21 protein-coding genes and 2 pseudogenes are annotated in these 25,924 nt (G+C 73.1%); 11 read left to right on the top strand and 12 right to left on the bottom strand.

The features are described 5' to 3' along the window. Window positions 1-7: 7 nt before the first annotated feature. From AB0L45_RS33000 to AB0L45_RS32990, 3 genes and pseudogenes are all read left to right on the top strand, one after another. Window positions 8-772: pseudogene (locus tag AB0L45_RS33000) on the top strand (alpha/beta fold hydrolase); the annotation flags it as partial. A 195-nt stretch (window positions 773-967) separates the two neighbouring features. Beyond that, window positions 968-2,116, top strand: a complete 1,149-nt coding sequence (locus AB0L45_RS32995; RefSeq protein ID WP_365846662.1) for a 4-hydroxybenzoate 3-monooxygenase — start codon at window positions 968-970, stop codon at window positions 2,114-2,116. 94 nt (window positions 2,117-2,210) lie between these two features. Next, window positions 2,211-2,765 carry a hemerythrin domain-containing protein gene (locus tag AB0L45_RS32990; RefSeq protein ID WP_365846586.1) on the top strand — a complete coding sequence of 185 codons (555 nt, stop codon included), beginning with the start codon at window positions 2,211-2,213 and terminating at the stop codon, window positions 2,763-2,765. A gap of 103 nt (window positions 2,766-2,868) precedes the next feature. Here AB0L45_RS32990 and AB0L45_RS32985 read toward each other — a convergent pair whose 3' ends face one another. Further along, window positions 2,869-3,099, bottom strand: a complete 231-nt coding sequence (locus AB0L45_RS32985; RefSeq protein WP_365846584.1) for a hypothetical protein — start codon at window positions 3,097-3,099, stop codon at window positions 2,869-2,871. 466 nt (window positions 3,100-3,565) lie between these two features. Here AB0L45_RS32985 and AB0L45_RS32980 point away from each other — a divergent pair, with 466 nt between their 5' ends. Both AB0L45_RS32980 and AB0L45_RS32975 read left to right on the top strand, forming a co-directional pair. Next, window positions 3,566-4,528, top strand: coding sequence for a ribosome-inactivating family protein (locus AB0L45_RS32980; RefSeq protein ID WP_365846582.1), 963 nt, complete (start codon window positions 3,566-3,568; stop codon window positions 4,526-4,528). 89 nt (window positions 4,529-4,617) lie between these two features. Next, on the top strand, window positions 4,618-5,118 hold the full coding sequence (locus tag AB0L45_RS32975) for a ricin-type beta-trefoil lectin domain protein (RefSeq protein WP_365846580.1): 501 nt from the start codon (window positions 4,618-4,620) through the stop codon (window positions 5,116-5,118). An 84-nt stretch (window positions 5,119-5,202) separates the two neighbouring features. Here the strand turns inward: AB0L45_RS32975 and AB0L45_RS32970 are convergent, their stop codons facing one another. The 8 genes from AB0L45_RS32970 to AB0L45_RS32935 all read right to left on the bottom strand — a co-directional run bounded on the left by AB0L45_RS32970 (window position 5,203) and on the right by AB0L45_RS32935 (window position 15,313). After that, window positions 5,203-5,886: a DNA polymerase ligase N-terminal domain-containing protein gene (locus AB0L45_RS32970; protein ID WP_365846578.1), complete on the bottom strand. Its 684-nt coding sequence runs from the start codon at window positions 5,884-5,886 to the stop codon at window positions 5,203-5,205. Between the two features lie 15 nt (window positions 5,887-5,901). Next, window positions 5,902-6,234: a plasmid stabilization protein gene (locus AB0L45_RS32965; protein WP_365846576.1), complete on the bottom strand. Its 333-nt coding sequence runs from the start codon at window positions 6,232-6,234 to the stop codon at window positions 5,902-5,904. 180 nt (window positions 6,235-6,414) lie between these two features. Further along, entirely contained in the window at window positions 6,415-7,047 is a 633-nt protein-coding gene (locus tag AB0L45_RS32960; RefSeq protein ID WP_365846574.1) for a diguanylate cyclase, read from the bottom strand. An 81-nt stretch (window positions 7,048-7,128) separates the two neighbouring features. Then, the gene (locus tag AB0L45_RS32955; RefSeq protein ID WP_365846572.1) at window positions 7,129-8,934 is read right to left on the bottom strand and encodes a thiamine pyrophosphate-requiring protein; all 1,806 of its coding nucleotides are present in this window, start codon (window positions 8,932-8,934) and stop codon (window positions 7,129-7,131) included. 124 nt (window positions 8,935-9,058) lie between these two features. Further along, window positions 9,059-12,163 carry an FAD-linked oxidase C-terminal domain-containing protein gene (locus AB0L45_RS32950; protein WP_365846570.1) on the bottom strand — a complete coding sequence of 1,035 codons (3,105 nt, stop codon included), beginning with the start codon at window positions 12,161-12,163 and terminating at the stop codon, window positions 9,059-9,061. 160 nt (window positions 12,164-12,323) lie between these two features. Next, a complete protein-coding gene (locus AB0L45_RS32945; RefSeq protein WP_365846568.1) occupies window positions 12,324-13,007 on the bottom strand; it encodes an HAD family hydrolase in 684 nt (227 codons plus the stop codon). 64 nt (window positions 13,008-13,071) lie between these two features. After that, window positions 13,072-14,067, bottom strand: coding sequence for an SDR family NAD(P)-dependent oxidoreductase (locus AB0L45_RS32940; protein WP_365846566.1), 996 nt, complete (start codon window positions 14,065-14,067; stop codon window positions 13,072-13,074). A gap of 55 nt (window positions 14,068-14,122) precedes the next feature. Beyond that, window positions 14,123-15,313: a zinc-dependent alcohol dehydrogenase gene (locus tag AB0L45_RS32935; protein WP_365846564.1), complete on the bottom strand. Its 1,191-nt coding sequence runs from the start codon at window positions 15,311-15,313 to the stop codon at window positions 14,123-14,125. A 358-nt stretch (window positions 15,314-15,671) separates the two neighbouring features. Between AB0L45_RS32935 and AB0L45_RS32930 the strand changes: the two genes are divergently transcribed. Next, window positions 15,672-16,628, top strand: coding sequence for an LLM class F420-dependent oxidoreductase (locus AB0L45_RS32930; protein WP_365846562.1), 957 nt, complete (start codon window positions 15,672-15,674; stop codon window positions 16,626-16,628). 82 nt (window positions 16,629-16,710) lie between these two features. Here the strand turns inward: AB0L45_RS32930 and AB0L45_RS32925 are convergent, their stop codons facing one another. Together AB0L45_RS32925 and AB0L45_RS32920 are read right to left on the bottom strand one after the other, a co-directional pair. Further along, window positions 16,711-17,097 carry an ANTAR domain-containing protein gene (locus AB0L45_RS32925; protein WP_365846560.1) on the bottom strand — a complete coding sequence of 129 codons (387 nt, stop codon included), beginning with the start codon at window positions 17,095-17,097 and terminating at the stop codon, window positions 16,711-16,713. Further along, window positions 17,094-17,498, bottom strand: coding sequence for an STAS domain-containing protein (locus tag AB0L45_RS32920; protein ID WP_365846558.1), 405 nt, complete (start codon window positions 17,496-17,498; stop codon window positions 17,094-17,096). The genes AB0L45_RS32925 and AB0L45_RS32920 overlap by 4 nt, the downstream gene beginning before the upstream one ends. A gap of 666 nt (window positions 17,499-18,164) precedes the next feature. Between AB0L45_RS32920 and rsgA the strand changes: the two genes are divergently transcribed. Further along, the gene (gene rsgA, locus AB0L45_RS32915; protein WP_365846660.1) at window positions 18,165-19,259 is read left to right on the top strand and encodes a ribosome small subunit-dependent GTPase A; all 1,095 of its coding nucleotides are present in this window, start codon (window positions 18,165-18,167) and stop codon (window positions 19,257-19,259) included. Between the two features lie 462 nt (window positions 19,260-19,721). After that, window positions 19,722-21,314, top strand: a complete 1,593-nt coding sequence (locus AB0L45_RS32910; protein WP_365846556.1) for an AlkA N-terminal domain-containing protein — start codon at window positions 19,722-19,724, stop codon at window positions 21,312-21,314. Here the strand turns inward: AB0L45_RS32910 and AB0L45_RS32905 are convergent. After that, window positions 21,200-21,673, bottom strand: a pseudogene (locus AB0L45_RS32905) (DUF456 domain-containing protein); the annotation flags it as partial. The gene AB0L45_RS32910 and the pseudogene AB0L45_RS32905 sit on opposite strands and share 115 nt — an antisense overlap. Before the next feature lie 219 nt (window positions 21,674-21,892). On the opposite strand from AB0L45_RS32905, the gene AB0L45_RS32900 reads away from it, so the two are divergent. From AB0L45_RS32900 to AB0L45_RS32890, 3 genes are all read left to right on the top strand, one after another. Further along, window positions 21,893-23,413, top strand: a complete 1,521-nt coding sequence (locus tag AB0L45_RS32900) for a protein phosphatase 2C domain-containing protein (protein ID WP_365846554.1) — start codon at window positions 21,893-21,895, stop codon at window positions 23,411-23,413. A gap of 136 nt (window positions 23,414-23,549) precedes the next feature. Then, the gene (locus tag AB0L45_RS32895) at window positions 23,550-25,292 is read left to right on the top strand and encodes a pyruvate dehydrogenase (RefSeq protein WP_365846552.1); all 1,743 of its coding nucleotides are present in this window, start codon (window positions 23,550-23,552) and stop codon (window positions 25,290-25,292) included. Between the two features lie 164 nt (window positions 25,293-25,456). Then, complete coding sequence (locus AB0L45_RS32890; protein ID WP_365846550.1) at window positions 25,457-25,915, top strand: ATP-binding protein; 459 nt, start codon at window positions 25,457-25,459, stop codon at window positions 25,913-25,915. Window positions 25,916-25,924 lie beyond the last annotated feature (9 nt).

The raw sequence follows: 25,924 nt of genomic DNA, 5'->3' as shown, positions 1-25,924 counted from the left end.
GCCGAACATGACGCCGAACACCCGCCCCGGGCCCGCCCGTCCGCTCCCGCACCACCGCGAGGACGGACCCGCCGACGCGCCCCCACTCCTGCTGGGCCCGTCGCTGGGCACCTCGCTGTCCGTGTGGGATCCCCAGACGGAGGCGCTGGCGCGCCGCTTCCGCGTGGTGCGCTGGGACCTGCCGGGGCACGGCGGGACACCGTACGACGTGCTCGCGGGCCGTACGGACACACCCTGCACGGTGGCCGGCCTGGGCGGTCTCGTCCTCGCCCTCGCCGACTCCCTCGGCATCGGCCGGTTCGCGTACGCGGGCATCTCCCTGGGCGGCGCGGTCGGCGCCTGGCTCGCGGCGCACCACCCCGGACGGATCGCGTCCCTCGCCCTGATCTGTTCCTCGGCCCGCTTCGGTGAGCCCGCGGCATGGCGCGAACGGGCCGCGCTCGTACGGGAACAGGGCCTCGCGCCGGTCGCCGCCACGGCCGCCGGCCGCTGGTTCACGCCGGGCTTCACCGGGACACCGGCGGCGGACGGACTGCTGGCCGGGCTGCGGGCCGTGGCGCCCGAAGGGTACGCGGCCTGCTGCGACGCGCTCGCCACTTACGACCTGCGCGGCGAACTGGGCCGGATCGGCGCGCCCACCCTCGTCGTCGCGGGCCGGGACGACCCCGCGACCCCGCCCGCCCACGCGCGCGAACTCGCCGACGGCATCCCCGCCGCGAGCCTGACCGAGGTCGCCGGTGCCGCCCATCTGGCCAACGCCGAGCGGCCCGTACCGGTCCTCGCCGCCCTCCTCGGCCACCTCACGGCACACCCGGCGCAGTACGGCGGCCCGGCGGACCCGCCACCGGACCGGCACACCGCCGGCCGTACGGAACAGACCACCGACGACCGCCCCCGGCACGCCACCCCCGGGGACGGCGACACCGGCCGCGCGGCCGCCCGCGCCCCCGTCCCCGCCGAAACCACCATCGGCATCATCGGCGGCGGCCCGGCAGGGCTGCTCCTCGCGCGGCTGCTGCACCGCTCCGGCATCGACAGCGTCGTCCTGGAGCGCCGCGACCGCGCCTACGTCGAACGGCGCCAGCGCGCCGGAGTCCTGGAACAGGGCACCGCCGACACGCTGCGCGACTGCGGCGCGGGGGAGCGCCTGGACCGGCAGGGCCTCGTGCACCACGGCATCCGGCTGCACTACGGCCGGCGCTCGCACCGCCTCGACCTCCGGGCCCTGACCGGCGGCCGCAGCGTGGTCGTCTACGCGCAGACCGAGCTGGTCAAGGACCTCATCGCCCTCCAGCTCGCGGACGGCGGACCGCTCGTCTTCGGGGCGCGGGCGCTCGCCGTGACCGGCGCGGACACCGCACGGCCCGTGGTCCACTACGCGCACGGGGGCCGCGAACACACCCTGACCTGCGACTACGTCGTGGGCTGCGACGGCTTCCACGGCATCACCCGCGACGCGGTGCCGGCCGGCACCCGGCGCACGTACGAGCGCGGCTATCCGTACTCCTGGCTCGGGATCCTCGCCGGGGTACCGCCGTCCTGCGACGAGCTGGTGTACGCCCACTCCGAGCGCGGCTTCGCGCTGTTCAGCATGCGCTCGCCCACCGTCAGCCGCCTCTACCTCCAAGTACCCAACGGCACCGACCCCGCCGACTGGCCCGACGAGCGGATCTGGGACGAACTCGACGCCCGCGCCGCCACCTGGCAGCCGGCACGCGGCCCGGTCACCGCCAAGTCCGTCCTGCCGATGCGCAGCGTGGTCACCGAACCCATGCGGTACGGGCGGGTGCTGCTCGCCGGGGACGCGGCGCACCTCGTCCCGCCGACCGGCGCGAAGGGGCTCAACCTCGCCGTCGCCGACGTCACCGAGCTGGCCCGCGCCTTCGCCCGCCTGAAGGACAGCGGCTCCGCCGAGCTGCTGGACGGCTGGTCCGACACCTGTCTGCGCCGCGTCTGGCGGGCCGAGCACTTCTCTTACTCCATGACGACGATGCTGCACACGGCCCCCGGCCAGAGCGCCTTCGACACCCGCCTACAGCTCTCGCAGCTCGACCGCGTCACCTCCTCCCCGCACGCCGCCGCCGAACTGGCCGAGAACTACACGGGCCTTCCGTAACCGCCCGGGGGCCCGGTTCGGCCCGGCCGCCGTGGGTACCCGCCGCGGCTCCGGAACACTGTCGGCACCACCGCCGTGACGGAGGTACACGGACATGAGCGAACAGCCGGACGTCGTCGAACTGCTCAAGCAGCAGCACCGGCAGATCCGCGAACTTTTCGACGAGGTGGGCGACTCCAAGGACGCGGACCGCACGGACGCCTTCCACCGCCTGGTGCGCCTGCTCGCGGTGCACGAGACGGCCGAGGAGGAAGTCGTCCACCCGTACGCCCGCCGGCACCTCGCCGGCGGTGACCAGGTGGTCGACGCGCGCATCGAGGAGGAGGAACGTGCCAAGCAGGTGCTGAGCGAGCTGTCGTCCCTGGACACCGGGGCGCCGGAGTTCCACGACCGGTTCACCGCGCTGCGGCAGGACGTGCTCACCCACGCCGACGCCGAGGAGCGCACGGAGTTCGACCGGCTGCGGGACGTGACGGACCAGCGTGGCCTGGAGACCCTGGCGCGCGCCGTCAAGGCCGCCGAGGCACTGGCACCGACCCGGCCGCACCCCGGCACGGACAGCGCGGCCAAGAACCTCGCGGCCGGGCCCGTGGCCGCGGTGATCGACCGCACCCGGGACGCCGTGCGGAAGGCCATGGGCCATTCCTGACGCGCCCGGGGACCGGCCGCCGGGCAGGGCGGCCGGACCGGCGGACAGCGGCCGGGGTCCTCACCCCGGCCGCTCCCTTCGGCAGTGGCCCGGCCCGGGACGGCTACCGGCCCCCTGTGTGCTCGGCGGCGGGGCCGTGGCCGTCGCATGCGTCGACTCCGTCGGCCTCGTCGAGCAGGCGCAGTTGGGCGGCGGCTTCGATCTGGCGGGGGTGGTTCAGCCGGACGAGGCCCTGGTGGACTGCGGTCAGGGTGGCGCGGGCCTCTTCGGTCCAGTGAAGGTGGCGCAGGGCGGCGCCGAGGTCGGGGCGGGCCGGTTCGCTCCAGGCAGGCACGCGCGCCGTCCCGAAGCGGGCGACCGCGTGCCGTAGCGGTGCTTCGGCCTCGTCCCAGCGGTGCGGGGCGGCGCGATCGTCGCCGATGTGCTGATGGGCGGCCAGGGGCAGGTGGCCGCAGAGTTCCGTGAGGTCACGGGCGGCCTGGCTCTCAGCCCCGCGCCCGTGCGTAACGCGTGCAGGCGCGCCCCGAAGGCGCCGCCGGCCGGTGGCCCGGTGCCCCTCTGCGTGCGTCTCCTGAGCGACGTGGTCCCGGCAGAGAAGGCGAGACCACCCGGCAGAAGTAGGCCCGACGCTACTTCTGCCGGTGGAAATGCCTGGTCTGCCTTCGCTTCATCGGGTTGGCTTGCGGCGCGGACGAGGAACCGGAGCACCGGCGTCCCGAAGCCGCCCCTCCCTCTTCTTCCTTCGCGGACGCCTCACCTCAGTACGTGGGTCCGCGCCGACCCCTTCAGGAAAGCCGCCGATGAACCCGATCTCCGCCCTGCGCCGCGCGGGCAGACGCCTGAGCACCCTGCTCCTGACCCTCCTCGCCACCTGCACCCTGGTGACCGCCGGCACCACGCCGGCCCAGGCGGAAACCTCCCAGCGGTACACCGTCATCGACTGGCACATGGAGGGCTTCGACGACACCGGTTCCGGTGGCAACGCAGGCGCGGACCGTGCGAACCGGTACCGGCAGATGATCGCGCGACTGCGCGCCGCCTCGGGCCATGAGATGGCCGGCGCCGACAGCCCGGCCATGCTCGACACGCCGACCCGGAGGAACACGAACCGGGTCATCGAAGTCCGCGTCTGGACCAACGAGTACGACGGCCCCAGCGAGTGCCACGTGAAGCTGTACTTCAGCGTGGACAACATGTACCTCCTCGGCTTCACCGTCCGCGGCCAGCACTGGCAGTTCGAGGACACCGCACTCCCGTTGGCGCGCGAGGTCCAGCGTCACTACGGAATGACGAACCCGCCGCTGTTCACCAGCCTCGGCTACGAGGGGAACTACCCCACCCTGGATCCCGACAACAACCGCCGCAACTTCGGCTACGAGGCGGACACCCTGCGGCGCAGGATGCTCGACCTGAGCTACCTCACCGAAGCGCGGCGCCTCGCCCACCGCGGCAACCTGGCCTACATCATCGGTGCCACCGCCGAGGCCGCGCGCTTCGGCTGGATCGAGAACCGTATCGCCACCGCCATCGACCTGCGGTACGACCCGAGCGATCCGAACCACCCGGCCCACCTCGGTAACTTCGGTGTCGGCCTGCAGACCCAGTGGTCGGCCCTGTCCCGCGTCGCCCACCAGACCGTGCACGGTGGAAACGCCGCTCCCGTGATCGTCGACGGACGCAGGTACCTCAACATCACGCAGATGCGTCTGGGAACCGGCGGCGTCCCGAGGCTCGCCCCCTTCCTCGGGCTCTACGGCAGCTGACGCTGACCACGCTTCCTGCGGTGAAGACCTGAACCCAGACGTACGGACCCCGCCCCGGCGGACCGAAGAATTCTCAGTGGAGGTAAGCAATGAAGATCTCGGTGAAGAAGAAGACCGGCGTGGCCGGCGCCCTGCTCGCCGCAGCCTGCATGTCCGTGGTGGCCACGCAGACCCCGGCGGCCGCCCAGAGCGCGAGCAGCGGGCTCACCAATTGGCAGACGGGATACTGCCTCGACGGCAACACCGACGGAGTCGTCTACACCAAGGAAAACAGCAACGGCTGCGGCGCGAACAACCCCTACCAGCGCTGGTACTTCCACACCTCCGGCAAGGGCGTGATGCTGCAGAGCAGCAAGACCGGCCTCTGCCTCACCGGCGGGGGAACAGGCAGTGACCGCGTGATGGCCAAGCCCTGCGACTCCGAGAACCCCCGGCAGTTGTGGGAGCAGCACTACCTGATGGCCGATGTGTCCGCGCTGGTCAACCACCAGAACAAGCGGGCCCTGGACTCCAACGTGAAGGGGCAGGTGTACACCAGCAACTTCTCGGACTCCAACCCCTACATGAAGTGGTACATACCGTTCGCCTAGAACGGACGCCCACCTCGGGCTCTCCCCGTGGCGCGGCCGTGGGGGAACCCGACGGTCGCGCCGCCCCTCGGGGCGGCCGGCAGTTCACCCGCGGCCCTTGCCGCCCTTGCCCGCCGTACCCGCGGCCTGCCCCTTGCGGCCGGGCTTCTCCCCGGACTCCGCCGCCACGTCCTCGGCCACCTGCTTGAGCGTGTGCCCGCTCAGCGCCGAGCGGGCCCGTTTCGGGTCGGGCGTGCCCTGTCCGCCGGCGTGCGCGTCGTCCGCCTTCACCAGCAGCCAGGACTCCCGCTCGTCGCTGTCCGGGCCGCCGCGGAACCGGGTGAGGGCGTAGCCGCCGTGCAGCTTCTTCCCCTCCATCCAGAACGTCGCGTGGCCCTTCTCCAGCGATTCGGCGAACGGTACGGGGCGGCCCTTCTTGTCGTGCGACATCGGGCGGTAATGGCCCTGGTCCCACACGATGACCGTGCCGCCCCCGTACTCGCCCTGCGGAATGACCCCTTCGAAATCCCGGTAGTCCAGCGGATGGTCCTCGGTGGGCATCGCCAGCCGCTTGTCCTTCGGGTCCGTGGACGGCCCTTTCGGTACGGACCATGATTTGAGCACCCCGTCGACCTCCAGCCGGAAATCGAAGTGCATGGTGCTCGCGTCGTGGATCTGCACCACGAAACGCGGCTTTCCGGAGGGATCGGCGGAATCACCGCCCTGCGGCTCCGACGTCCGGTCGAAATGCCGTTTGGACAGATAGGTCCGCAGCGGTTCCTTGCTCATGGCCGGTCCGCTGGCTCAGCGGCCGAGCGCCTTGGCCAGCTGGTCCTTGTTCATGTTGGACCGGCCTTCCACACCCTTCTTCTTGGCCTCGTTGTAGAGCTGGTCACGCGTCGGGCCCTTGGAGCCGGTGCGGTTGCCGGAGCGCTGGCCGCCGCGCTCGGGCGCGGACTTGCGGTCCTGGGTCGAGGACTTGCTGGCCGTCTTGGACTCGCCGGAGCGGGCGCGTTCCTTGTTCACGGTACGCGCCGCGATCTCCTTGGCCCGGCCCTTGGACGTACCGCGCTTCTCGGCGCCTTCCTTGATGTGCTCGTACTGGCGCTCACGCTTGGCGTTCGAACCTGCGGGCATGATGCTTCTCCTTCGTCTCGCACACGCCCCGGACACGTACGGCGTACCTGTCCCGGGCCTGCCGTATACCGCTTCTCGCCCTTACGGCTACCCGTCGACGGAAAGTCGTAACGAACGGCCGCCGCGACTGCCCCGAGGGGCCGAACGCGGCGATTCCCGTACGGCGCTCCCGCCCGGCATTCACGCGCCCGACTTACGGGCCCGTACGCACCGGATGAATTCCTCCGCGTACGGCAGGGCGACACAGGCGCCCACCCCCGCCGCGATACCGGCCAGGTATTTCCCGGGCAGCGGACGCTCCTTGGGCAGCAGTTTCCAGGCGTCCGGCTGCTTCCCGCCGTGCGCGAGGTCGCGTACGGACTCCCAGTGCAGGCAGGACGTGATGACGACGGCCGCCAGCGGCAGCACCTCCAGGAAGCTGTGGATGTGCTGCTCCACCGGGCGCACCTCGCGGTCCTCGGTGGCCACCGTCACGTCCCAGATGGCGGTCGCGCTGTGCACCGCGGCGGCACCGCCCATCAGGGACAGCACCAGCGGGTTGACGCGGGCGACCAGCCCGGCCAGCACCGGCACCCCGGCCTCGGCCATCATCAGCGCGTGGATCGCCGACTCCTTGACGCCGGTGGTCTTCTCGATGTCCGTACGCCGGTGCATCACCCAGTCGGCCACGGCGGGCACGAACCACATGGGCAGTACGCCGTACATCAGCACGCGCTGCGTCGCGTTCTCCACGTCGTCCGCGCCGGGGGAGGGCCGCAGGGCCTTCCCCCGCCGCCAGTGCCGCCAGTCCTTCAGTGCCGTCAACCTGGCCACGGGTCCTCCTTGCGATGCGCATCGTTGGGTACGGCCGCGGTCCGGGCCCGGCGGTGGGCGCGCCGGGCCCGGACCGGCCGGTCACTTCTGGCTGTCCCCGTGGCCCTTGCCCGGCAGGAACTCCTGGATCTTCGCCTTGACGCCCTGCTTGAGCACCCCGGCCGTCTCCGGGTCGCCCTTGAGGATGGCGGTGGCCGCCGCCTCGATCTGGTCCAGCGTGGCGTGCGGCGGGATCGGCGGCACGTCGGGATCGGTACGGAAGTCGATGACGAACGGCCGGTCGGCGGCGAGCGCCTGCCGCCACGCGCTCTCCACCTCCTCGGGCCGCTCGACCCGGACGCCGCCGAGGCCGATGGAGCGCGCGAAGTCGGCGTACGGCACGTCCGGGATGCGCTGCGACTCCTCGAACTGCGGCGCGCCGGACATGGCCCGCATCTCCCACGTCACCTGGTTGAGGTCCTCGTTGTTCAGAACCGCGACGATCATGCGCGGGTCGCTCCACTCCCGCCAGTACTTGGACGCGGTGATCAGCTCGGCCATGCCGTTCATCTGCATCGCCCCGTCACCGACGATCGCCAGCGCGGGCCGCTCCGGATGGGCGAACTTGGCGCCGATGACGTACGGCACCCCCGGCCCCATGGTCGCCAGCGTCCCGGACAGCGAACCGCGCATCGACCCGCGCAGCCGCAGGTGGCGCGCGTACCAGTTGGCGGCCGAGCCGGAGTCCGCGGCCAGGATCACGTTCTCGGGCAGCAGCGCGTCGAGCGCGTGCACCACGTACTCGGGGTTGACCGGGTCGGCCGCCACGGCGGCACGCCGCTCCATGACCGTCCACCAGCGCTTGACGTTCGACTCGATCTGCTCACGCCACTTGCGGGCCTTCTTGTGCTTGAGCAGCGGCAGCAGCCGTTCCAGCGTCCGGTCCGCGTCGCCGACGAGGTTGACCTCGAAGGGGTAGCGCAGCCCGACCATGAACGGGTCGATGTCGATCTGCACGGCGCGGGCCTGCCCGTACTCCGGCAGGAACTGCGAGTACGGGAAGCTGGAGCCGATCACCAGCAGCGTGTCGCACTCCTGCATCAGCTCGTAGCTGGGCCGGGTGCCCAGCAGGCCGATGGCGCCGGTCACGTACGGCAGCTCGTCGGAGAGCGCGTCCTTGCCGAGCAGCGCCTTGGCCACCCCCGCGCCGAGCAGCTCGGCGACCTCCTCGACCCGCGCGCGGGCGCCCCGGGCGCCCTGCCCGACCAGGATCGCCACCTTCTCGCCCGCGTTGAGCACCTCGGCGGCGCGCCGCAGCTCCTCGTCGGCCGGCACCGGCGCGTACGGCGACACGCCCAGGCTGGACGGCACCATCTTGAACTCGTGTGTCGGCGCGCTGTACTCCAGCTCCTGCACGTCGCCGGGGACGATGACCGCGGTGACGGTGCGCTTGGCGTACGCGGTGCGGATCGCCCGGTCGATGACGTTCGGCAGCTGCTCCGGGACGGTCACCATCTCGCAGAACTCCGAGGCGACGTCCTTGTACAGCGCCATCAGGTCGACTTCCTGCTGGTAGGAGCCGCCCATGGCGCTGCGCGCGGTCTGCCCGACGATGGCCACCACGGGCACGTGGTCCAGCTTGGCGTCGTAGAGCCCGTTCAGCAGGTGGATCGCGCCGGGCCCGGAGGTCGCCGCGCACACCCCCACCTTGCCGGAGAACTTGGCGTATCCGACGGCCTCGAACGCGGCCATCTCCTCGTGCCGGGCCTGCACGAACTTCGGCTGGTTGGCCGCCCGGCCCCAGGCCGCGAGCAGGCCGTTGATGCCGTCCCCCGCGTAGGAGAAGACATGGTCGACGTCCCATTCGCGCAGGCGCTGGAGGATGTGGTCGGAAACTTTGGTGGTCATGCGGTTCTTTCCTCTCACAAATCGCGACGGCGGGTGCCGGCCCGACTGTCCGTGTGCCCGTCCCGGCTGCGCGGATGCACGGCCGCCGGACGGTTCTCCGCCGGGGCTACGGTTCCCGGCCAGGTCAGCGGCGCAGCCTGCGCACCAGCAAACGGGTGGCGGCCGCCAGCGCGCCGCCCGCCGCCACGGCCGTGGCAGCGGTCAGCAGGCGTCCGGAGCCGGCCGCGGGCGGCGTGGGGCGGTCGGCGGTCCGCTCCGGGTGGTCGGTGGGCAGCCGCCGGTCGAGCGCCAGGGCCAGTGCTTCGGCCAGGTGCACCGGCCGCCGCCCGGTGCCGCCCTGCTCGATCTGCGTACGGCAGCTGAAGCCGTCGGCCAGCACGAGGGAGCCGGGCGGAGTGTCCCGTACGGCCGGGAGCACGCCCTGCTCCGCGATGGCCTTCGAGAGCCCGTGGTGCCCGCGCTCGAAGCCGAAGTTCCCGGCGAGCCCGCAACACCCGGCGTCCAGCACGTCGGCGGCCACCCCGGCCCGGCGCATCAGCTCCCGGTCGGCGTCGAAGGCCAGCACCGCGTGCTGGTGGCAGTGCGTCTGCACGGTCGCCGACCGGCCCAGCGACGGCGGCCGCCAGCCCTCGGGGGCGTGGTTGACCAGCTGCTCGGAGAAGGTGCGGAACTGTTTCGCCAGGCGCTGCACGTCCTCGTCGTCCGGCATCAGCTCCGGCGCGTCGGCCCGGAAGACGGCGGTGCAGGACGGCTCCAGCCCGATGACCGGGGTGCCGGCCTCGATCCAGGGCCGCAGCACGTCCAGGGTCCGCCGCAGCACCCGCCCGGCGGTGTCCAGCTGGCCGGTGGAGATCCACGTCAGCCCGCAGCACACCGCCCGCTCCGGCACGGCCACCCGGAACCCGGCGTCCTCCAGCACCCGTACCGCCGCCTTCGCGACGCCCGGGTGGAAGTACGTGCTGAACGTGTCCGGCCACAGCACGACCGTCCGCGGGTCGGCCGGGTCCGGCTCGGGGGTGCCGCGCGCCCGCCACCACTGCACGAACGACTCCGGCGCGAAGACCGGCGCGTCCCGCTCGGCGGCCACCCCGGCCACCCGTTTGCCGAGCGGGGCCAGCCCCGGCGCGCTCAGCGCGGCGTTGACCAGCCCCGGCGCGAGCCGGGACAGGCGCGCCCACAGCGGCAGCCAGCCCATCGAGTAGTGCGCGGCGGGCCGCAGCCGCCCCGCGTAGTGGTGGGACAGGAACTCCGCCTTGTAGGTCGCCATGTCGACACCGACCGGGCAGTCCGACTTGCAGCCCTTGCACGCCAGGCACAGGTCGAGCGCGTCCCGTACCTCGGTGGAGCGCCAGCCGTCGGTGACCGGGGAGTCCGCGTGCCCGCCCAGCATCTCGAACAGCAGCCGGGCCCGGCCGCGCGTGGAGTGCTCCTCCTCGCCGGTCGCCCGGTACGAGGGGCACATCACGCCGCCCTCCTGCGTACGGCAGTTGCCGACACCGACACAGCGCATCACGGCCTGCGTGAAACTGCGGTCGTCGTCCGGATAGGCGAAGCGCGTCTCCAGGCTCTGCGGGCGCCAGCCGGCACCGAGCCGCAGGTGCTCATCGACCCTGGCCGGGTGCACGACCTTGCCGGGGTTCATCCGGTCGTCCGGGTCGAACAGCCCCTTGACCTCCTCGAACGCCGTCACCAGCCGCTCGCCGAACATCCGCGGCAGCAGCTCCCCGCGCGCCTGCCCGTCCCCGTGCTCGCCGGACAGCGACCCGCCGTACGAGGCGACCAGGTCGGCGGCGCGGAAGAGGAACGCGCGGAAGTCCGCCACGCCGTCGGCGCTCTTGAGGTCGAACGGGACGCGGGTGTGCACACAGCCCTGCCCGAAGTGCCCGTACAGCGCCGCGTGGTCGTACCCGAACTCCGCGAAGAGCGTGTGCAGGTCCCGCAGGTAGTCACCGAGCCGGTCCGGCGGCACGGCGGAGTCCTCCCAGCCCTCCCAGGTCTCCCGGTCGTCGGGCGGCCGGGCGGTCACACCGAGCCCCGCCTCCCGCGCCTTGAGCATCTTCTGCTCGCGGCCCGGATCGTCGGAGAAGGCCACCGACGCGTCGTCCTGGGAGCGGCCGATCCCGTCCAGCAGGGCCTGGCACTGGCTGTCCACCTCGTCCGTGCTGCTGCCGCTGAACTGCAACAGCAGCCAGCTGTCACCCTCGGGGAAGTTCTCCAGCGAATCCAGGTAGGCGCCTTCTTCGCGCATCAGCTGCGCCATCCGGCCGTCTATGGCCTCAAGCTGCGTCGGATCGCCGTGCTTCAGGAGTCGCGGCACGTCGTCGGCAGCCGTGCAGATGTCCGGGTAGCCGAGGACGAGCATCGCCTCGGCAGGCTGTACGGGTACGAGCTCCAGTTCCGCGCGCAGGACGGTGACCAGCGTGCCTTCGCTGCCCACCAGCGCGCGGGCGAGGTTGAAGCCGTGCTCGGGCAGCAGCGCGTCCAGGTTGTAGCCGGAGACCCGCCGGGGAATGTCGGGGAAGCCGCGCCGGACGTCGGCCATGTAGCGCGTGGCGATGCTCCGCAGCCCTTCGTAGAGCTGCCCCTTGCGCCCGCCCTCGGCGACCGCCTCCTCGTACGCGTCCTCGGACGTCGGGCCGACCCAGCACCGCAGCCCGTCGTACGTCAGGATCTCCAGCCGCCGCACGTTGTCCGCGGTCTTGCCGTACGCCTGCGCGGACGCGCCGCACGAGTTGTTGCCGATCATGCCGCCCAGCGCACAGTGGCTGTGCGTCGACGGCTTCGGCCCGAACTTCAGCCCGTGCGGGGCCAGCAGGCGGTTCAGCTCGTCCAGCACGATGCCGGGCTCCACCACGCACGTACGGCGCTCGGCGTCCACGGACAGCAGCGCGTTGCAGTACTTGGTCCAGTCGATGACCACGGCGGCGTTGGTGCACTGGCCGCCCAGGCTCGTACCGCCGCCCCGGGACAGCACCGGCGCGCCGAACTCCGCGCACACCGCGACGGCCGCCGCGCCCGCGTCGGTGGTCCGCGGCACGACCACGCCGACCGGCACCTGGCGGTAGTTCGACCCGTCGGTGGCGTACGCGCCCCGGCTGCCCGCGTCGAACCGCACCTCACCGTCCACCCGGGCGCGCAGCGCCGCCTCCAGCGCCGCGGTCCGCTCCCGTGGCCACGGTGCCGGTGAACGCCCGCCGGCTTCCGCTGCCGTCCGGTGCGTCGTGGTCATGGACAACCTCCTTCCGCGCGGCCGGGCGGCCGGCCCGCTGGTGCGGCCGCCCTCATGCCCGCCCGGCCGGGTGCCCGACCAGGCCGCCTTCACACGTACGGCGACGTGCTGATCCGCGCCGTACGCGGCCGTCCTGGCCGGTCCGGCGGCCGGCCGCGGGTCACCCGCCCCGGGTGCCCGGCTCCGCCAGGAGACTGCTGTCCAGGCGCTCCATCAGGTCGGCCGGGCCCTCGTACACCTCGTGCGCGCCCGCCTCCCGCAGGTCGCGCTCCGGGTAGCCGCCGCTGAGCACCGCCAGACACGGCACACCGGCGCGGTGGCTGGCCCGTACGTCCCAGACGGTGTCGCCGATGAACACCGCCGAGCCGGCGTCGACGCCGCTGTGTTCCAGGGCGCTCTGTACCAGATCGGGCGCCGGTTTGCTCGCCGACACGTCGTCGGAGCTGGTCACCGCGGTGATGGCGTCCTCCGCGTCCAGCGCGCGCCGCATCGCCGCCAGCTCCGGACCGTGCGCCGAACTGGCCAGCACCACCGTCCAGCCGCGCTGCGCACACGTCCGCAGCAGCTCGGCGGCGCCGTCGAGCGGAGCCAGCCGCTCCCAGTACTGGGCGAAGAGCGTGCCGTGCGCCGTCCGGATGGTCTCGTCCTCGTCGGTGTCCCGGTCCTCGCCGAGCAGCCGGCCGATCAGGTGGTCGGACCCCATGCCGATGGTCCGGTGGATCTCCGCCATGGGCACCCGGTGGCCGGACTGCCGGAACGCCTCCCACCAGGTGACGGCGTGCAGGTAGGTGCTGTCGACCAGCGTTCCGTCGACATCGAAGAGTGCGGCTCCGCGTGGGCTCACCCGTGTCCTTCCTTCCGCGAGGGCCGGCCGCTGCCGGCGCAGAGTTCATGTCGCTGTGATCACGTCAGGAGGGCGGCGCCGCCCTCCCCAGCTGGTTCAAGCGCCCGGCGGCGCGGTCGTTGAGCGCGCTGAACACCTTGCGCAGCCGCGAGGCGGGCGCGGGCCCGCCGCTCTGCACCGCGACGCCCTCGGTCACGCCCGGCGCGCCCACCGCGTCCCGCGGCAGGACCCGCGCCAGGACCGACGACAGGCGGGTCGTCAAGACGGGGGCCAGGCCGTGCGCGGTGGCGGCCAGGTGGGCGGCCGGGGTCAGCACCACGCGCGGGCGGCGGCGCTGCACCCCGGAGACGATGCGCTCGGCGGCGCGCCCGGCGTTCATCGACAGCACCGGCGTGCCCGCCAGCGCCGAGAACCAGGCGAACTCCCGCGGCGCGTCCCCGCCGAACTGCGCGTGCAGATGCGACCCGGTCCGCAGCAGCCCCGGGTGCACCGCCGTCACCGACACGCCGTACGCGCTCTCCTCCGTGTGCAGCCCCTCGGCCAGCGCCGCGACGGCGAACTTGGCGCAGGAGTACGGCAGCAGATGCGGTACGGCCAGCAGACCACCGACCGAGCCGATCAGCGCCAGCCGCCCGCCGGCCGGGCTGCGCCGCAGGTGGGGGAGGGTGGCCAGGGACGTGTTGAGCGCCCCTTCGAAAATCGTCCGCATGGCGTCGTGGAACGCCTCGTGCCCCAGCGAGGCCGACGGGCCCACCTGGATGATCCCGGCGTTGGCGATGACGATGTCCAAGCCGCCCTCGCGCGCCGCGACCTCCTCGGCCACCGCCTCGACCGCCGCCCGGTCCCGGACGTCGCACACCGCCGTGGCGACCGGCGGCCCGCCGGGGCGCCGCAGCGACCGGGCGGCCTCCGCCAGCTCCTTCCCGTCGCGCGCCAGGATCGTCACCCGGCAGCCGCGCGCCGCCAGTTGACGCGCCATCAGCAGCCCCAGGCCGCGCGACCCGCCCGTCACCAGGGCCGTCAGCCCCGCGATCGGCGGCGCGGCAGCGAAATGCGGCATGACCGGTCCTTTCACCTCGCCCCGTGGGTACTCCGGCGCGCCCCGTGCCGCCCCGTCACGGGGTGAACAGCACCTTGATCGCGCCGTCGGTCTTCTTCTGGAACATCTCGTACGCCTCGGGTGCCCGGTCCAGCGGCAGCCGGTGGGTGGCGAAGTCGTCCACGCCCAGCGGGTCCTCGTCGGTGAGCAGCGGAAGGATGTCGTCCGCCCAGCGCCGTACGTTGGCCTGCCCCATCCGGAACGTCAGCTGCTTGTCGAACATCACCAGCATCGGCATCGGGTCGCTCATCCCGCCGTACACCCCGCTGATGGAGATCGTGCCGCCGCGCCGCGCCATCGAGATGGCCAGGTGCAGCGCGCTCAGCCGGTCCACCCCCGCCTTGCTCATCAGCTTCTCCGCCCAGCGCGACGGCATCAGCCCGGCGGCCTGCTGCGCCAGCTTCCCGGCGGGGCTGCCGTGCGCCTCGGTGCCCACCGCGTCGACGACGGCGTCCGGGCCGCGCCCGTCGGTGATGTCCTTGACCGCGTCCAGCAGCCCGTCCTCGTCGTCGAAGGCGTCCAGGTCGAAGACGGTCGCCCCGTCCCGGCGGGCCCGCGCCAGCCGCTCCGGCACATGGTCGATGCCGATCACCTGCTCGGCGCCGAGGTGCCGGGCGATCCGGCAGGACATCGCGCCGATCGGCCCCAGCCCCAGGACGGCGACGCTGCTGCCCTTGGTGACACCCGCGTACTTGACCGCCTGCCAGGCGGTGGGCAGCACGTCCGACAGGTAGACGAAGCGGTCGTCGGCCGGCCCGTGCGGCACCTTGATCGGCCCGTACTGGGCCTGCGGCACCCGTAGGAACTCGGCCTGCGCGCCGGGCACCGAACCGTAGAGCTTGGTGTACCCGAACAGCGCCGCCCCCGAGCCGTGCTCGCGGACCTGCGTCGTCTCGCACTGCGTCTGGAGGCCGTCGCGGCACATCCGGCAGGTGCCGCAGGCGATCTGGAAGGGGATCACCACCCGGTCGCCCGGGCTGAGGCCCGTCACCTCCGGGCCGACTTCCTCCACCACCCCCATCGGCTCGTGCCCCAGGATGTCGCCGGGCGTCATGAACGGGGTGAGGACCTCGTACAGATGCAGGTCGGAACCGCACAGACCACTGGACGTGACCTTGATGACCGCGTCGGTCGGCTTCTCGATCTTCGGGTCGGGGACGTTCTCCACGCGGACGTCACGCTTGCCGTGCCAGACGTTCGCTCGCATCGCGGATCTCCTTGTCCTGGCGGCCGGCCCGCCGGACGGCCCCGGCCGGGAATCGCCGGCCGCCGGTGGCGCAAAAGCCGCTTTTGAGTCTAAAGCGGTGTTCTCCGTCGTGGCAGCTCCAGTACCCGCATCGCCCGGCCCGAATCGTTTCCGCACGCCCGGTACGGGCCGTGCGCCGCGGTACGGGCGTACGCCGCCCGGTACCGCCCCTGGCCGTACGCCACCGGTCCGCGCCCGCACCGCCTCCACGCGGGTTTTCCCGGCGGCGAAAGGGTTACCCGGCGCATCACCCACGGGGGCGACCCACCAGCCACCCACCCCGGCCCTCCGCGGGCCGTCGAGACCGCACGGAGCCCCGATGACCGACTACGGATACTTCCTCTCCTGCGAGGAGCACAGCCCGGCGGAACTGGTCGAACAGGCCCGCATGGCGGAGCAGGCCGGCTTCACCAAACTGTGGATCTCCGACCACTTCCACCCGTGGAACGACGCACAGGGCCAGAGCCCCTTCGTCTGGTCGGTGATCGGAGCACTGTCACAGGTCACCTCGCTGCCCGTGGAGACCGCGGTGACCTGCCCCATCATGCGGCTGCACCCCGTCATCACGGCCCAGGCGGCAGCCACCAGCGCGGTCCTCCTCGGCGGTCGCTTCCGGCTCGGCGTCGGCAGCGGCGAGGCCCTCAACGAGCATGTGCTCGGCGACCACTGGCCGCAGGCCTCGGTACGCCTGGAGATGCTGGAGGAGGCCGTCCAGGTGATGCGGCAGCTCTTCGAGGGCGGCGAGGTCAGCCACCACGGCAAGCACTACACCGTGGAGAACGCCCGCCTCTACACCGTCCCCGCCGAGCCGGTGCCCATCGACGTCTCCGCGTTCGGCCCCAACGCCACCGAACTGGCCGCCCGCGTCGGCGACGGCTTCGTGACCATGACCCCCGACGCGGACGCCGTCGAACGCTTCCGGCGGGGCGGCGGCGGCAACAAGCCCGTCCTGGGCGGCGTCAAGGTCTGCTGGAACCAGGACCGCGACGAGGCCGTACGCACCGCACACCGCCTGTGGGCCAACGAACAGCTCCCCGGCGAACTGCCGCAGATCCTCCCCACCCCCCGCCACTTCGAGCAGGCGTCCCAACTGGTCACTCCCGAACGCGTCGCCGAGGCGGTCACCTGCGGCGACGACGTGGACGCCCACGTGTCCGCCCTCCGCGCGTACGGCGAGGCCGGCTTCGACACCGTCTACGTCAACCAGATCGGCCCGGAACAGCGCGGCTTCTTCGACTTCTACCGCACGAAGGTTCTGCCGCAGCTGACGGACTGAGGCGGCGGGCTGGACGTCCGCCCCCGTATCCGCGCCCCCGGTGTGCCCTGAACCCCCGTCAGGCCTTCCGCCTGAACCCCTGTCAGGCCTTCCGCCGGGCGGCGGCCGTCGCCCGGTGCCGGGCCAGCGCCGCCCGCAGTCCCGTACGCACCGGTCCGGGCGCGACCGGCCCGGTCGCGCCCGCGACCACCTCACCGGCGACCTCGCTCACCTTGACGTTCGTGTGCTGCGAGGTCTGCCGCAGGATGTCCCAGGCCTGCTCGGCGGTGCAGGACTCGGTGGCCATGAGGACGCCGCGGGCCTGGTCGATCACCGGCCGGCGCTCCAGTGCCTGCCGCAACCGCGCGTTCTCCGCCCGCAGCTGATCGACCACCGCGTCGTCCGGCCCGCCGGACACCTCCCGCGGCTTCACACGCCGCGCACCCGAAGCGGCGACGAGCCGCAGCACCGCGAGAGAACGCCGCCTCACTGCGGCTCCTGAACCGCCGTCGGCACCCCCGCGGGCGCCGCACAGCCGAAGAACTTGTCCCGCTGCGGCGTGCCCGGCCACTTACGGGCCAGCTCCATCACACGCTGAGGCTGCCGCCGCAGGTTCAGCGCCCGCACCGGAATGCGCCGCCGCTGCCCGTAGGCGTCCAGCCGCCGCAGGAAGTGCAGCCCGGCCGCGTCCATGAACGTGACACCGGTCATCTCCAGCACCACACTGCCCAGGCCGGACGGCAGCGCTTCGACGGCTTCGTCCAGCACCGGCACGGTGCCGTAATCGATCTCGCCCCGCACGGTCAGCACGGCACAGGAACCGAACAGCCGGGTACGGACCCCCAGGGCATCCGGACCGGCCAGAGAAGACCGGTCTGTCTGTAGGGACATGACCCCATCGTGACAGGAGTCAAACCGGTCTGTCCACGCCCTCACGGAGGCTGCCGGGGGGAGGGGGCGCACCCCTGCGTTCGCGCACGTCGGAGCCCGCCCGGAGTGCGCCCGGAGCCCATCCGGAGCGCGTCAGGCACGGGGACGGGCCCGGGGGCCGGCACCGGCGCGGGACCACCGGGCGCGGCCGCCGACCTGGAGGAGTACGCGGCCGCGCGCGGCCTGAAGTGCGTTCACATCGCCCTGGAGCGCGGCGCCACGCTCTCCCGGCCGATGCTGATCCCGCGCGGCACCGGGCCGGTGCGGCGGGTCCGCGCCGACGGACGCGAGGAGCCGCCCGTAAATCAGGTGCGCCGCGTCTCGCGGTCCGGCTAGAGTGACGGCGTTCCTCGCGGTGGCCGTCGGCCGCCGTGGCCGGCTGTGGAAGAACCAGGAGGTGTGACCCGATGGCTGTCATTGCGCTGGGCGCTGCCCGCAATCAGAAGACCATCAATTCCACCTCCGTGGTCTCCGGCTGACGAACCCTCACCTTTACGCCGCGCGCTGGACGCGTGGAGCCGGGGCCACCCTTGCGAAGGGTTCCCCTTGCAACCGTCTTCCGCTTCTTCCCCTTCCTTCTCCTTTCCTTCCTCTTCTTCCTCTTCTTCCTCCGCTTCGCCGCGCCCGCTGACCGGCTACGGCTGGGACGACGGCTTCGCGGAGAGTTTCGCTCCGTATGCCGGGCAGGGGTACGTACCCGGCCGGGTCGTCCGCGTCGACCGCGGGCGGGTGGACGCCGTGGTCCCCGACGGGGACGGCGTACGGACCGTACTGGCGGACACCGCGCTGGTGGCGACCAGCGACCCCATGCGCGTGCCGTGCACCGGCGACTGGGCCGTGATCGACCTCGGCGAGGTCGGCGCGGGCCGGGACGGTGCGGTGCGGGCGCTGCTGCCGCGGCGCACCGCGTTCGTACGGTCCACCTCCTCCAAACGGTCCGAGGGGCAGGTGCTGGCGGCGAACGTGGACCACGCCGTGGTCGCGGTCTCGCTCGCCGTGGAGCTGGACCTCGGGCGCATCGAGCGCTTCGTCTCCCTGGCCTGGGAGAGCGGCGCCCAGCCACTGCTCGTCCTGACCAAGGCCGACCTGGCCGGCGACCCGGACGTGCTGGCCCACCTGATCGCCGACGCGGAGACCGCCGCGCCCGGGGTGCAGGTGCTGGCGGTCAGCGCGACCGACGGTGAAGGGCTCGACGTCCTCGCCGCGGTACTGGCCGGAGGCACGTCCGTGCTGCTCGGGCAGTCCGGCGCGGGCAAGTCCACGCTCGCCAACGCCCTGCTGGGCGAGGACGTCCAGGACGTACGGGCAGCCCGTGACCGGGACGGCAAGGGCCGGCACACCACCACCACCCGCGACCTGCTGGTCCTGCCCGGCGGCGGCGTGCTCATCGACACCCCCGGTCTGCGCGGCGTCGGCATGTGGGACGCCGACGCGGGCCTCGCGCGCGCCTTCTCGGACGTCGAGGAACTGGCCGCGCACTGCCGCTTCCACGACTGCGCGCACGCTACGGAACCGGGCTGCGCGGTGCTGTCGGCCGTCGACAGCGGCGCCCTGCCGCAACGGCGCCTGGACAGCTACCGCAAGCTCCTGCGCGAGAACGAACGCATCGTGGCCAAGACGGACGCCCGACTGCGCGCGGAACTCCGCAGGGACTGGAAACAGAAGCAGGCCCTGGGCCGCCACATGGTGGAGAGGAAGCGGGGCATCCAGCGGGGCCTGTGAGCCCGTGAACCGACAGCGCCCCGCCATCAACTGGCGGATGGCGGGGCCCTGTCGCGGCTTGCGTCCGCCCCGTGTGGAGTACCGTCAGTGGCAGTGGGCCATCGGCCCCGCGTGCCTGCACGCCCCGGTGATGCGAGAGGGCAGGCAACGTCAGCCTTGATGACTGGGTGCGGTGTGGTGCGGTGCTGGAGCTGCCGTACCCGATCGGTGCGAGTCGCATACGCCCGGCTGACAGGCAGGGCAACACCGGAATACGGCAACACCCGGGCCGGAAGTCGAAGCACCGCCGTCATCATCGTTCTCGCCATCGCCGGCGTGGCATCCGTGCTGCTCTTCGCGCCGGGTCTGGTTCCGGGTCTGGTTCCGGGTCTTGGCGGGTGAACCGGACCGGGGCGCTGCCCCAGCGTGATGTCCGTTTTCCGCCAGATGCTGTGCGGGCGGTGGCGCACACTGGATCGTGTGATGGATGACGAGACCAGGTACGAGGCGGTGTCCAGCCGGGACGCGCGTTTCGACGGGGAGTTCTTCTTCGCCGTCGTGACGACCGGGATCTACTGCCGTCCGAGCTGCCCGGCCGTCACTCCCAAGCGCGCGAACGTGCGGTTCTACGCGTCCGCGGCGGCGGCTCAGGGTGCCGGGTTCCGGGCCTGTCGCAGGTGCCGGCCGGACGCCGTGCCGGGGTCGGCGGAGTGGAACGTCCGGGCGGACCTGGTCGGCCGTGCCATGCGCTTCATCGGTGACGGGGTGGTCGACCGGGAGGGCGTCGGCGGGCTGGCGCGGCGGCTGGGTTACAGCGCGCGGCAGGTGCAGCGGCAGCTCACCGCCGAGCTGGGTGCCGGGCCGGTGGCCCTGGCGCGGGCCCGGCGTGCGCACACCGCGCGGCTGCTGCTCCAGACCACCGGCCTGCCGGTCACCGACCTGGCCTTCGCCGCCGGGTTCGCCAGCATCCGGCAGTTCAACGACACGATGCGGGAGATCTACGCCAGTACGCCGAGTGAGCTGCGTGCCGCGGCGGGGACCTGTGTCAGCAGGGGGGAGGGCGGGTCCGGTGCCGGGCGGCAGGCGCAGCCGGCCGGGGTGCCGTTGCGGCTGGCCTACCGGGGGCCGTACGCGGCTGCCGAGATGTTCGACTTTCTCCAGGCGCGCGCGGTGCCCGGCGTGGAGGAGGTACGCGGTGGCCGGGGCGCCCGTACGTACCGCCGTACGCTGCGCCTGGCGCACGGCAGCGGCACCGCCGAGGTCCACGAGCACACCGGGGCCCGGCAGCCGCGCCGGCCGCGCTCCGGGCCGGCCCGCCCGGCCGCCCTGGGCGCGGACGGCGGCTGGCTGGAGTGCCGCCTGCACCTGACCGACCTGCGGGACCTGTCCACGGCCGTCCAGCGGATGCGCCGCCTGTTCGACCTGGACGCCGATCCGTTCGCCGTCGCCGAGCGGCTGGGCGCGGACCCGCTGCTCGGCCCGCTCGTCGCGGCCCGCCCCGGCCTGCGGTCGCCGGGCGCCGCCGACCCCGAGGAACTGGCCGTACGCGCCGTCCTCGGCGGGCCGCCCGAGCGCGCCGCCGGCCTCGTACGGGCGTACGGGAAGCCGCTGGACGCGGCGGACGGCGCGCTGACCCACCTCTTCCCCGAGCCCGCCGCGCTGACCGGCGACGGGGTGCCGGACGCGGTGCGCGCGCTGTGCGTCGCGCTCGCGGACGGCGCGGTCACGCTGGACGCGGGCGCGGACCGGGAGGCCGCCGAACGGGCGCTGCGCGGACTGCCCGGGGTGCGCCCGGCGGCTGCCGCGTACATCAGGATGCGGGCGCTGGGCGACCCGGACGTGGGGCCGGTGGGCGGGGACAGCGGCGCGGCGTCCCCGGAGGCGTGGCGCCCGTGGCGGTCGTACGCCCTGCACCACCTGTGGCGGGCGGCGGGCACCGGCCCGCACGGGGATCAGCTGACGATGACCGCGCCCGTCCACGCGCCGACCACCAGCAGGCAGGCGAACAGTTCCACCAGCACACCGAAGCCGATCGACCGCATGACCGTACGGGTGGCGGCCCACGCATCGCCGTGACTGCCCAGCCGCGCCCGTTCCAGCAGGTAGAGCACACCGACCGGGCCCAGGACGGCCCCCACCACGGGTACGACGAAGAACCCCGCGATGCCCGCGACGCCCGACAGGAACAGCGTGCGGTACGGCGCGCCCGCGGCGGCCAGGTCGCGCGGCGGCAGCAGCCACTTCAGGGCCTGGTTGAGCAGCAGCACCGCGCTCGCGCCGAACAGGACGTACCAGGCCGGAGCGGTCTGCTCGGTCATCGCCCACCACAGCACACCCGCCCAGACGATCGGCGGCCCCGGCACCCCGGGAACCAGCACGCCGAGCAGGCCGAACAGAAAGACCAGACCGACCGCGAGCAACTGCCACACGCCCATGGCCCCAGCGTGCCGGAAGCGGGGCCGGAGCGCTTCTCGGCCGGGGCCGGTCCGCTCGGCCCGCCTCGGACGGCCCCGGCCGGGGCCCTTGCGGGCGGGGCGTGGCGCATACCGGCCGGCCGCCCCCCGCCCCCTCCGTGGCGTGTACCCGCCGGGCGGCCCGTCCGGTGGTTCCCCGGGCCCTGTTTCCGGGTCGCGGGCCGGTGGACAATACGGCGCATGAACCCACAGGGGGATCGGCGCCACCACGAGAACTCCTGGTGGCGGGAGCTGTACGAGGACGACAGCGAAGCGGCGCGGGACACCGGCCCCGCGCCGGCCCCGGACTCGCTCGACGACCGTGTGGACTCCGCCTTCCGCGTGGTGGGGCGCACGCCTGGGGGCGAGCCGGCAGGCGAGGGGGAGGCGGCCGGCGCCGGGCTTTGCGACGGGCGAGCCGGTCCCGGTTCCGTGCCCGAGCCGATGGCCCTGCCCGCCGCGGATCCGGCCGCGCTCGACGACCTCGTGGCCGATACGGAGCTGGACGGCGCCGGGTACGGCCCGCTCACGCTGCGGGCGGCCTCGCTGCGGGGTGAAGCCGCGCGTCGCCGGGCCGAGCCGCGCGGGGACGCGCTGCTCACCGCCCGGTTCGGTGCGGGACAGCACGCGCTGATCCTGGTCGCCGTGGCCACCGCGGCCGGCGACGGCGGTACGTACGCGTACGGGGGCGCCCACCGTGCGGCCCGCGACGTGTGCCACTGGATCGGCGGCGCCGTCGGCCGCAGCTACACCCGGCTGGCCGAGGACGTCCGTACGGGGGACCGCTGCGCCCTCAAGTCCGGCCTGCACCGCCTCACCGACCGCAGCTACGGCAAGCTCCGCGCGTACGCGGGGGAGCGCGGCCTGGAGCCCGGGCAGTACACGGCCGCGCTGCGCTGCCTGCTGCTGCCCGCCGACCCGGCCTGCCGCACCCGGGTGTTCTTCGGCGTCGGCGCGGGCGGTTTCTTCCGGCTGCGCAACGGCGCCTGGCAGGACCTGGAGCCTCCGCCGCCCCAGGAGGACGTGGCGGACGGGGCGGCGGGTGGTGCGGCGGACGCCGGGAGCGATGCGCGCGGGCAGGAGGGATCCGGCGCCGCGCCGCCATGGCCGGTCCCCGGTGACCCCGCCACGGACGCGCTCCGCCAGGGCGTCCCGCGGCCGTCCGGCACCCGGCCTGATCTGCGCCGACCGTCCGGCACCCGGCCTGACCCGCACCTGCCGTCGGACACCCGGTCTGATCTGCGGCGGCCTTCCGACGTCCGGCCTGACGCGCGGCGGCCGTTCGATGCCGGGTTCGGGCCTGGTGCCGGTGCCGGGTCCGGGTCCGGTGCTGGTTGGGGTTCCGGTTCCGAAGCCGGTCCCGGTCTCGTCCCGCCCGCGCCGGGCCCGGGCGGAACCCTCCCCGGCCTGCCCCGTTCACCGTCGGGGCAGCAGTGGCGTCCGCCGTACGAAGCCGCGTCCCGGGCCTGGCCGGAGCCGTTCCGCTTCCGGGCCTGTGTGACGCGGCCCGGTGACACCCTGCTGTTGTGCAGTGCGGGGCTGGCGGGCCCGCTGACCGAGGCGGCCGGGTTCGCGGGGCGGCTGGCGGCCCGCTGGGCGGGTGCCGGGCCGCCGGGGCTCGCGGCCTTCCTGACCGACGTCCGGCTGTACGCGGAGGGGTACGGGCAGGACCGTACGGCCGTGGCGGTCTGGGAGGGCCCGGACGCGGCCACCCCGGAATGACGCGGCAGGCGTAGTCCGGCCGGACAGCGGACCGGGGGAGTGATAGAACCAGAGGAATGCCGCAAAACGGGCGGCACGCCGGGTCATTGTCGGGCATGCGCCTGCCCTCGGTCCGGCACCCGAGGAGCGAGGCGACATGGCGAAGCAGACCGTGGCGGGGCAGTTCGTCGACATTCTGGTGCGCGCCGGCGTGCAACGGCTCTACGGAGTCGTCGGTGACAGCCTCAACCCCGTGGTGGACGCGATCCGCCGCAACGCCGCGATCGACTGGATCCAGGTCCGCCACGAAGAGGTGGCCGCTTTCGCGGCGGGTGCCGAGGCGCAGGTCACCGGCCGGCTGGCGGCCTGCGCCGGCTCCTGCGGCCCCGGCAACCTGCACCTGATCAACGGCCTCTTCGACGCGCACCGCTCGATGGCCCCGGTGCTCGCGCTCGCCTCGCACATCCCCTCCAGCGAGATCGGCACCGGCTTCTTCCAGGAGACCCACCCCGACCGGCTGTTCACCGAGTGCAGCCACTACAGCGAGCTGATCTCCACCCGCGACCAGATGCCACGGGTGCTGCAGACCGCCGTACAGAACGCCATCGGCCTCAGCGGCGTCGCGGTCGTCTCGCTGCCCGGTGACATCGCCGACGAGGAGGCGCCCGAGCGCTCCATCGAGACCGCACTGGTCACCTCGCGCCCCTCCGTGCGCCCCGGTGACGCGGAGATCGACCGGCTGGTCCGGATGATCGAGGACGCCGGGAAGGTCACGCTGTTCTGCGGCAGCGGCACGGCGGGGGCGCACGCCGAGGTGATGGAGTGCGCGGAGCGCCTCAAGGCCCCGGTGGGGCACGCGCTGCGCGGGAAGGAATGGATCCAGTACGACAATCCGTTCGATGTCGGGATGAGTGGCCTGCTCGGGTACGGGGCCGCCTACGAGGCCACGCACGAGTGCGACCTGCTGATCCTGCTGGGCACGGACTTCCCGTACAACGCCTTCCTGCCGGACGACGTGAAGATCGTGCAGGTCGACGTGCGGCCGGAGCGGCTGGGCCGCCGCTCCAGGCTGGACCTCGCGGTCTGGGGCGACGTGCGCGAGACGCTGCGCTGCCTGAATCCGCGTATCACGCCCAAGAAGAGCCGCACGTTCCTCGACCGGATGCTGAAGAAGCACGCCGACGCGCTGGAGGGCGTCGTCAAGGCCTACACCCGCAAGGTCGACAAGCACACGCCGATCCACCCGGAGTACGTCGCGTCCGTGCTGGACGAGGAGGCGGCGGCGGACGCGATCTTCACCGTCGACACGGGGATGTGCAACGTCTGGGCGGCGCGCTACATCAGCCCCAACGGCCGCCGCCGCGTGATCGGTTCCTTCACCCACGGATCGATGGCCAACGCCCTGCCGCAGGCGATCGGCGCGCAGTTCACCGACCGCCGCCGCCAGGTCGTCTCGATGTCCGGCGACGGCGGCTTCTCCATGCTGATGGGCGACTTCCTCACCCTCGTCCAGTACGACCTGCCGGTGAAGGTGGTCCTCTTCAACAACTCCTCGCTGGGCATGGTCGAGCTGGAGATGATGGTCGCCGGGCTGCCCGCGTACGGGACGGACAACCACAACCCGGACTTCGCCGCCATCGCCCGGGCGGCCGGGGCACACGGCGTACGGGTGGAGAAGCCCAAGGAACTGCGCGGCGCGCTGCGTGACGCCTTCAAGCACAAGGGCCCGGCCCTGGTCGACATCGTCACCGACCCCAACGCGCTGTCCATGCCGCCGAAGATCAGCAAGGACATGGTGCAGGGCTTCGCGCTCTCGGCCGGCAAGATCGTGCTGGACGGTGGTGTCGGCCGGATGCTCCAGATGGCGCGCTCCAACCTCCGCAACATCCCGCGACCTTGAAACCCCGCGTCTGACGGGCGTTCTCCGAGGTGAGCCGCAGGCACATGCCTGCGGTCTGCTGTCGCGCCGTCTCGCGGGCCGAAGCATGGCGCCGGGGCGGATGGGCATGCATGACCGTGAAGCTGTTCGAGGCTACGGCACGGAAAGCGTACAGGGCGGGGAGGATGAAGCGTCAGTCTGTGCGGCGCGAGGACAGAGCCGGAGTGGTGGACGGACGCGGTGACGTCCGGTACGGGGTCCGGCTGCCGGGGAAGATTGAGCGCACACTGCGGCGTGCGGACCTGACGGCGGTGGCGGGCGTACGCGCCGAACTGCGTCAGCTGCTGCGCCAGTGGGGGGAGTCCCAGGACGCCGACATAGCGGAACTGCTCATCAGCGAGCTGGTCACCAACGCCCTCGTGCACACGAACGGGGGAGCCGTCGTGACCGCCACGGTCACCGACCGGCTGCGCGTGGAGGTACGGGACTTCGTCGGGCGACGGCCCAGGCTGCGCCCGCCGACGACGGACGGCACCTCGGGGAGGGGGCTGATGCTGGTGCACTCCCTCGCGGACGCGTGGGGGGTCACGGCGCACGGCGTGGGCAAGTGCGTCTGGTTCGAGCTGGGCGGCGGGGCCGCCTGACGGGTCCGG

It is taken from the genome of Streptomyces sp. NPDC052496, assembly GCF_040679095.1.
Classification (GTDB): domain Bacteria; phylum Actinomycetota; class Actinomycetes; order Streptomycetales; family Streptomycetaceae; genus Streptomyces.
The sequence above is the reverse complement of the archived record's forward strand: the minus strand, read 5'-3'. Positions and strand labels throughout refer to the sequence as shown.

Coding starts and splice junctions, on each gene's coding strand:
- AB0L45_RS32910 (WP_365846556.1), top strand. CDS start 19,722: ATGGATGACGAGACCAGGTACGAGGCGGTGTCCAGCCGGGACGCGCGT.
- AB0L45_RS32935 (WP_365846564.1), bottom strand. CDS start 15,313: ATGCGAGCGAACGTCTGGCACGGCAAGCGTGACGTCCGCGTGGAGAAC.
- AB0L45_RS32900 (WP_365846554.1), top strand. CDS start 21,893: ATGAACCCACAGGGGGATCGGCGCCACCACGAGAACTCCTGGTGGCGG.
- AB0L45_RS32980 (WP_365846582.1), top strand. CDS start 3,566: ATGAACCCGATCTCCGCCCTGCGCCGCGCGGGCAGACGCCTGAGCACC.
- AB0L45_RS32890 (WP_365846550.1), top strand. CDS start 25,457: ATGAAGCGTCAGTCTGTGCGGCGCGAGGACAGAGCCGGAGTGGTGGAC.
- AB0L45_RS32920 (WP_365846558.1), bottom strand. CDS start 17,498: ATGTCCCTACAGACAGACCGGTCTTCTCTGGCCGGTCCGGATGCCCTG.
- AB0L45_RS32965 (WP_365846576.1), bottom strand. CDS start 6,234: ATGCCCGCAGGTTCGAACGCCAAGCGTGAGCGCCAGTACGAGCACATC.
- AB0L45_RS32990 (WP_365846586.1), top strand. CDS start 2,211: ATGAGCGAACAGCCGGACGTCGTCGAACTGCTCAAGCAGCAGCACCGG.
- AB0L45_RS32975 (WP_365846580.1), top strand. CDS start 4,618: ATGAAGATCTCGGTGAAGAAGAAGACCGGCGTGGCCGGCGCCCTGCTC.
- AB0L45_RS32895 (WP_365846552.1), top strand. CDS start 23,550: ATGGCGAAGCAGACCGTGGCGGGGCAGTTCGTCGACATTCTGGTGCGC.
- AB0L45_RS32950 (WP_365846570.1), bottom strand. CDS start 12,163: ATGACCACGACGCACCGGACGGCAGCGGAAGCCGGCGGGCGTTCACCG.
- AB0L45_RS32940 (WP_365846566.1), bottom strand. CDS start 14,067: ATGCCGCATTTCGCTGCCGCGCCGCCGATCGCGGGGCTGACGGCCCTG.
- AB0L45_RS32930 (WP_365846562.1), top strand. CDS start 15,672: ATGACCGACTACGGATACTTCCTCTCCTGCGAGGAGCACAGCCCGGCG.
- AB0L45_RS32970 (WP_365846578.1), bottom strand. CDS start 5,886: ATGAGCAAGGAACCGCTGCGGACCTATCTGTCCAAACGGCATTTCGAC.
- AB0L45_RS32955 (WP_365846572.1), bottom strand. CDS start 8,934: ATGACCACCAAAGTTTCCGACCACATCCTCCAGCGCCTGCGCGAATGG.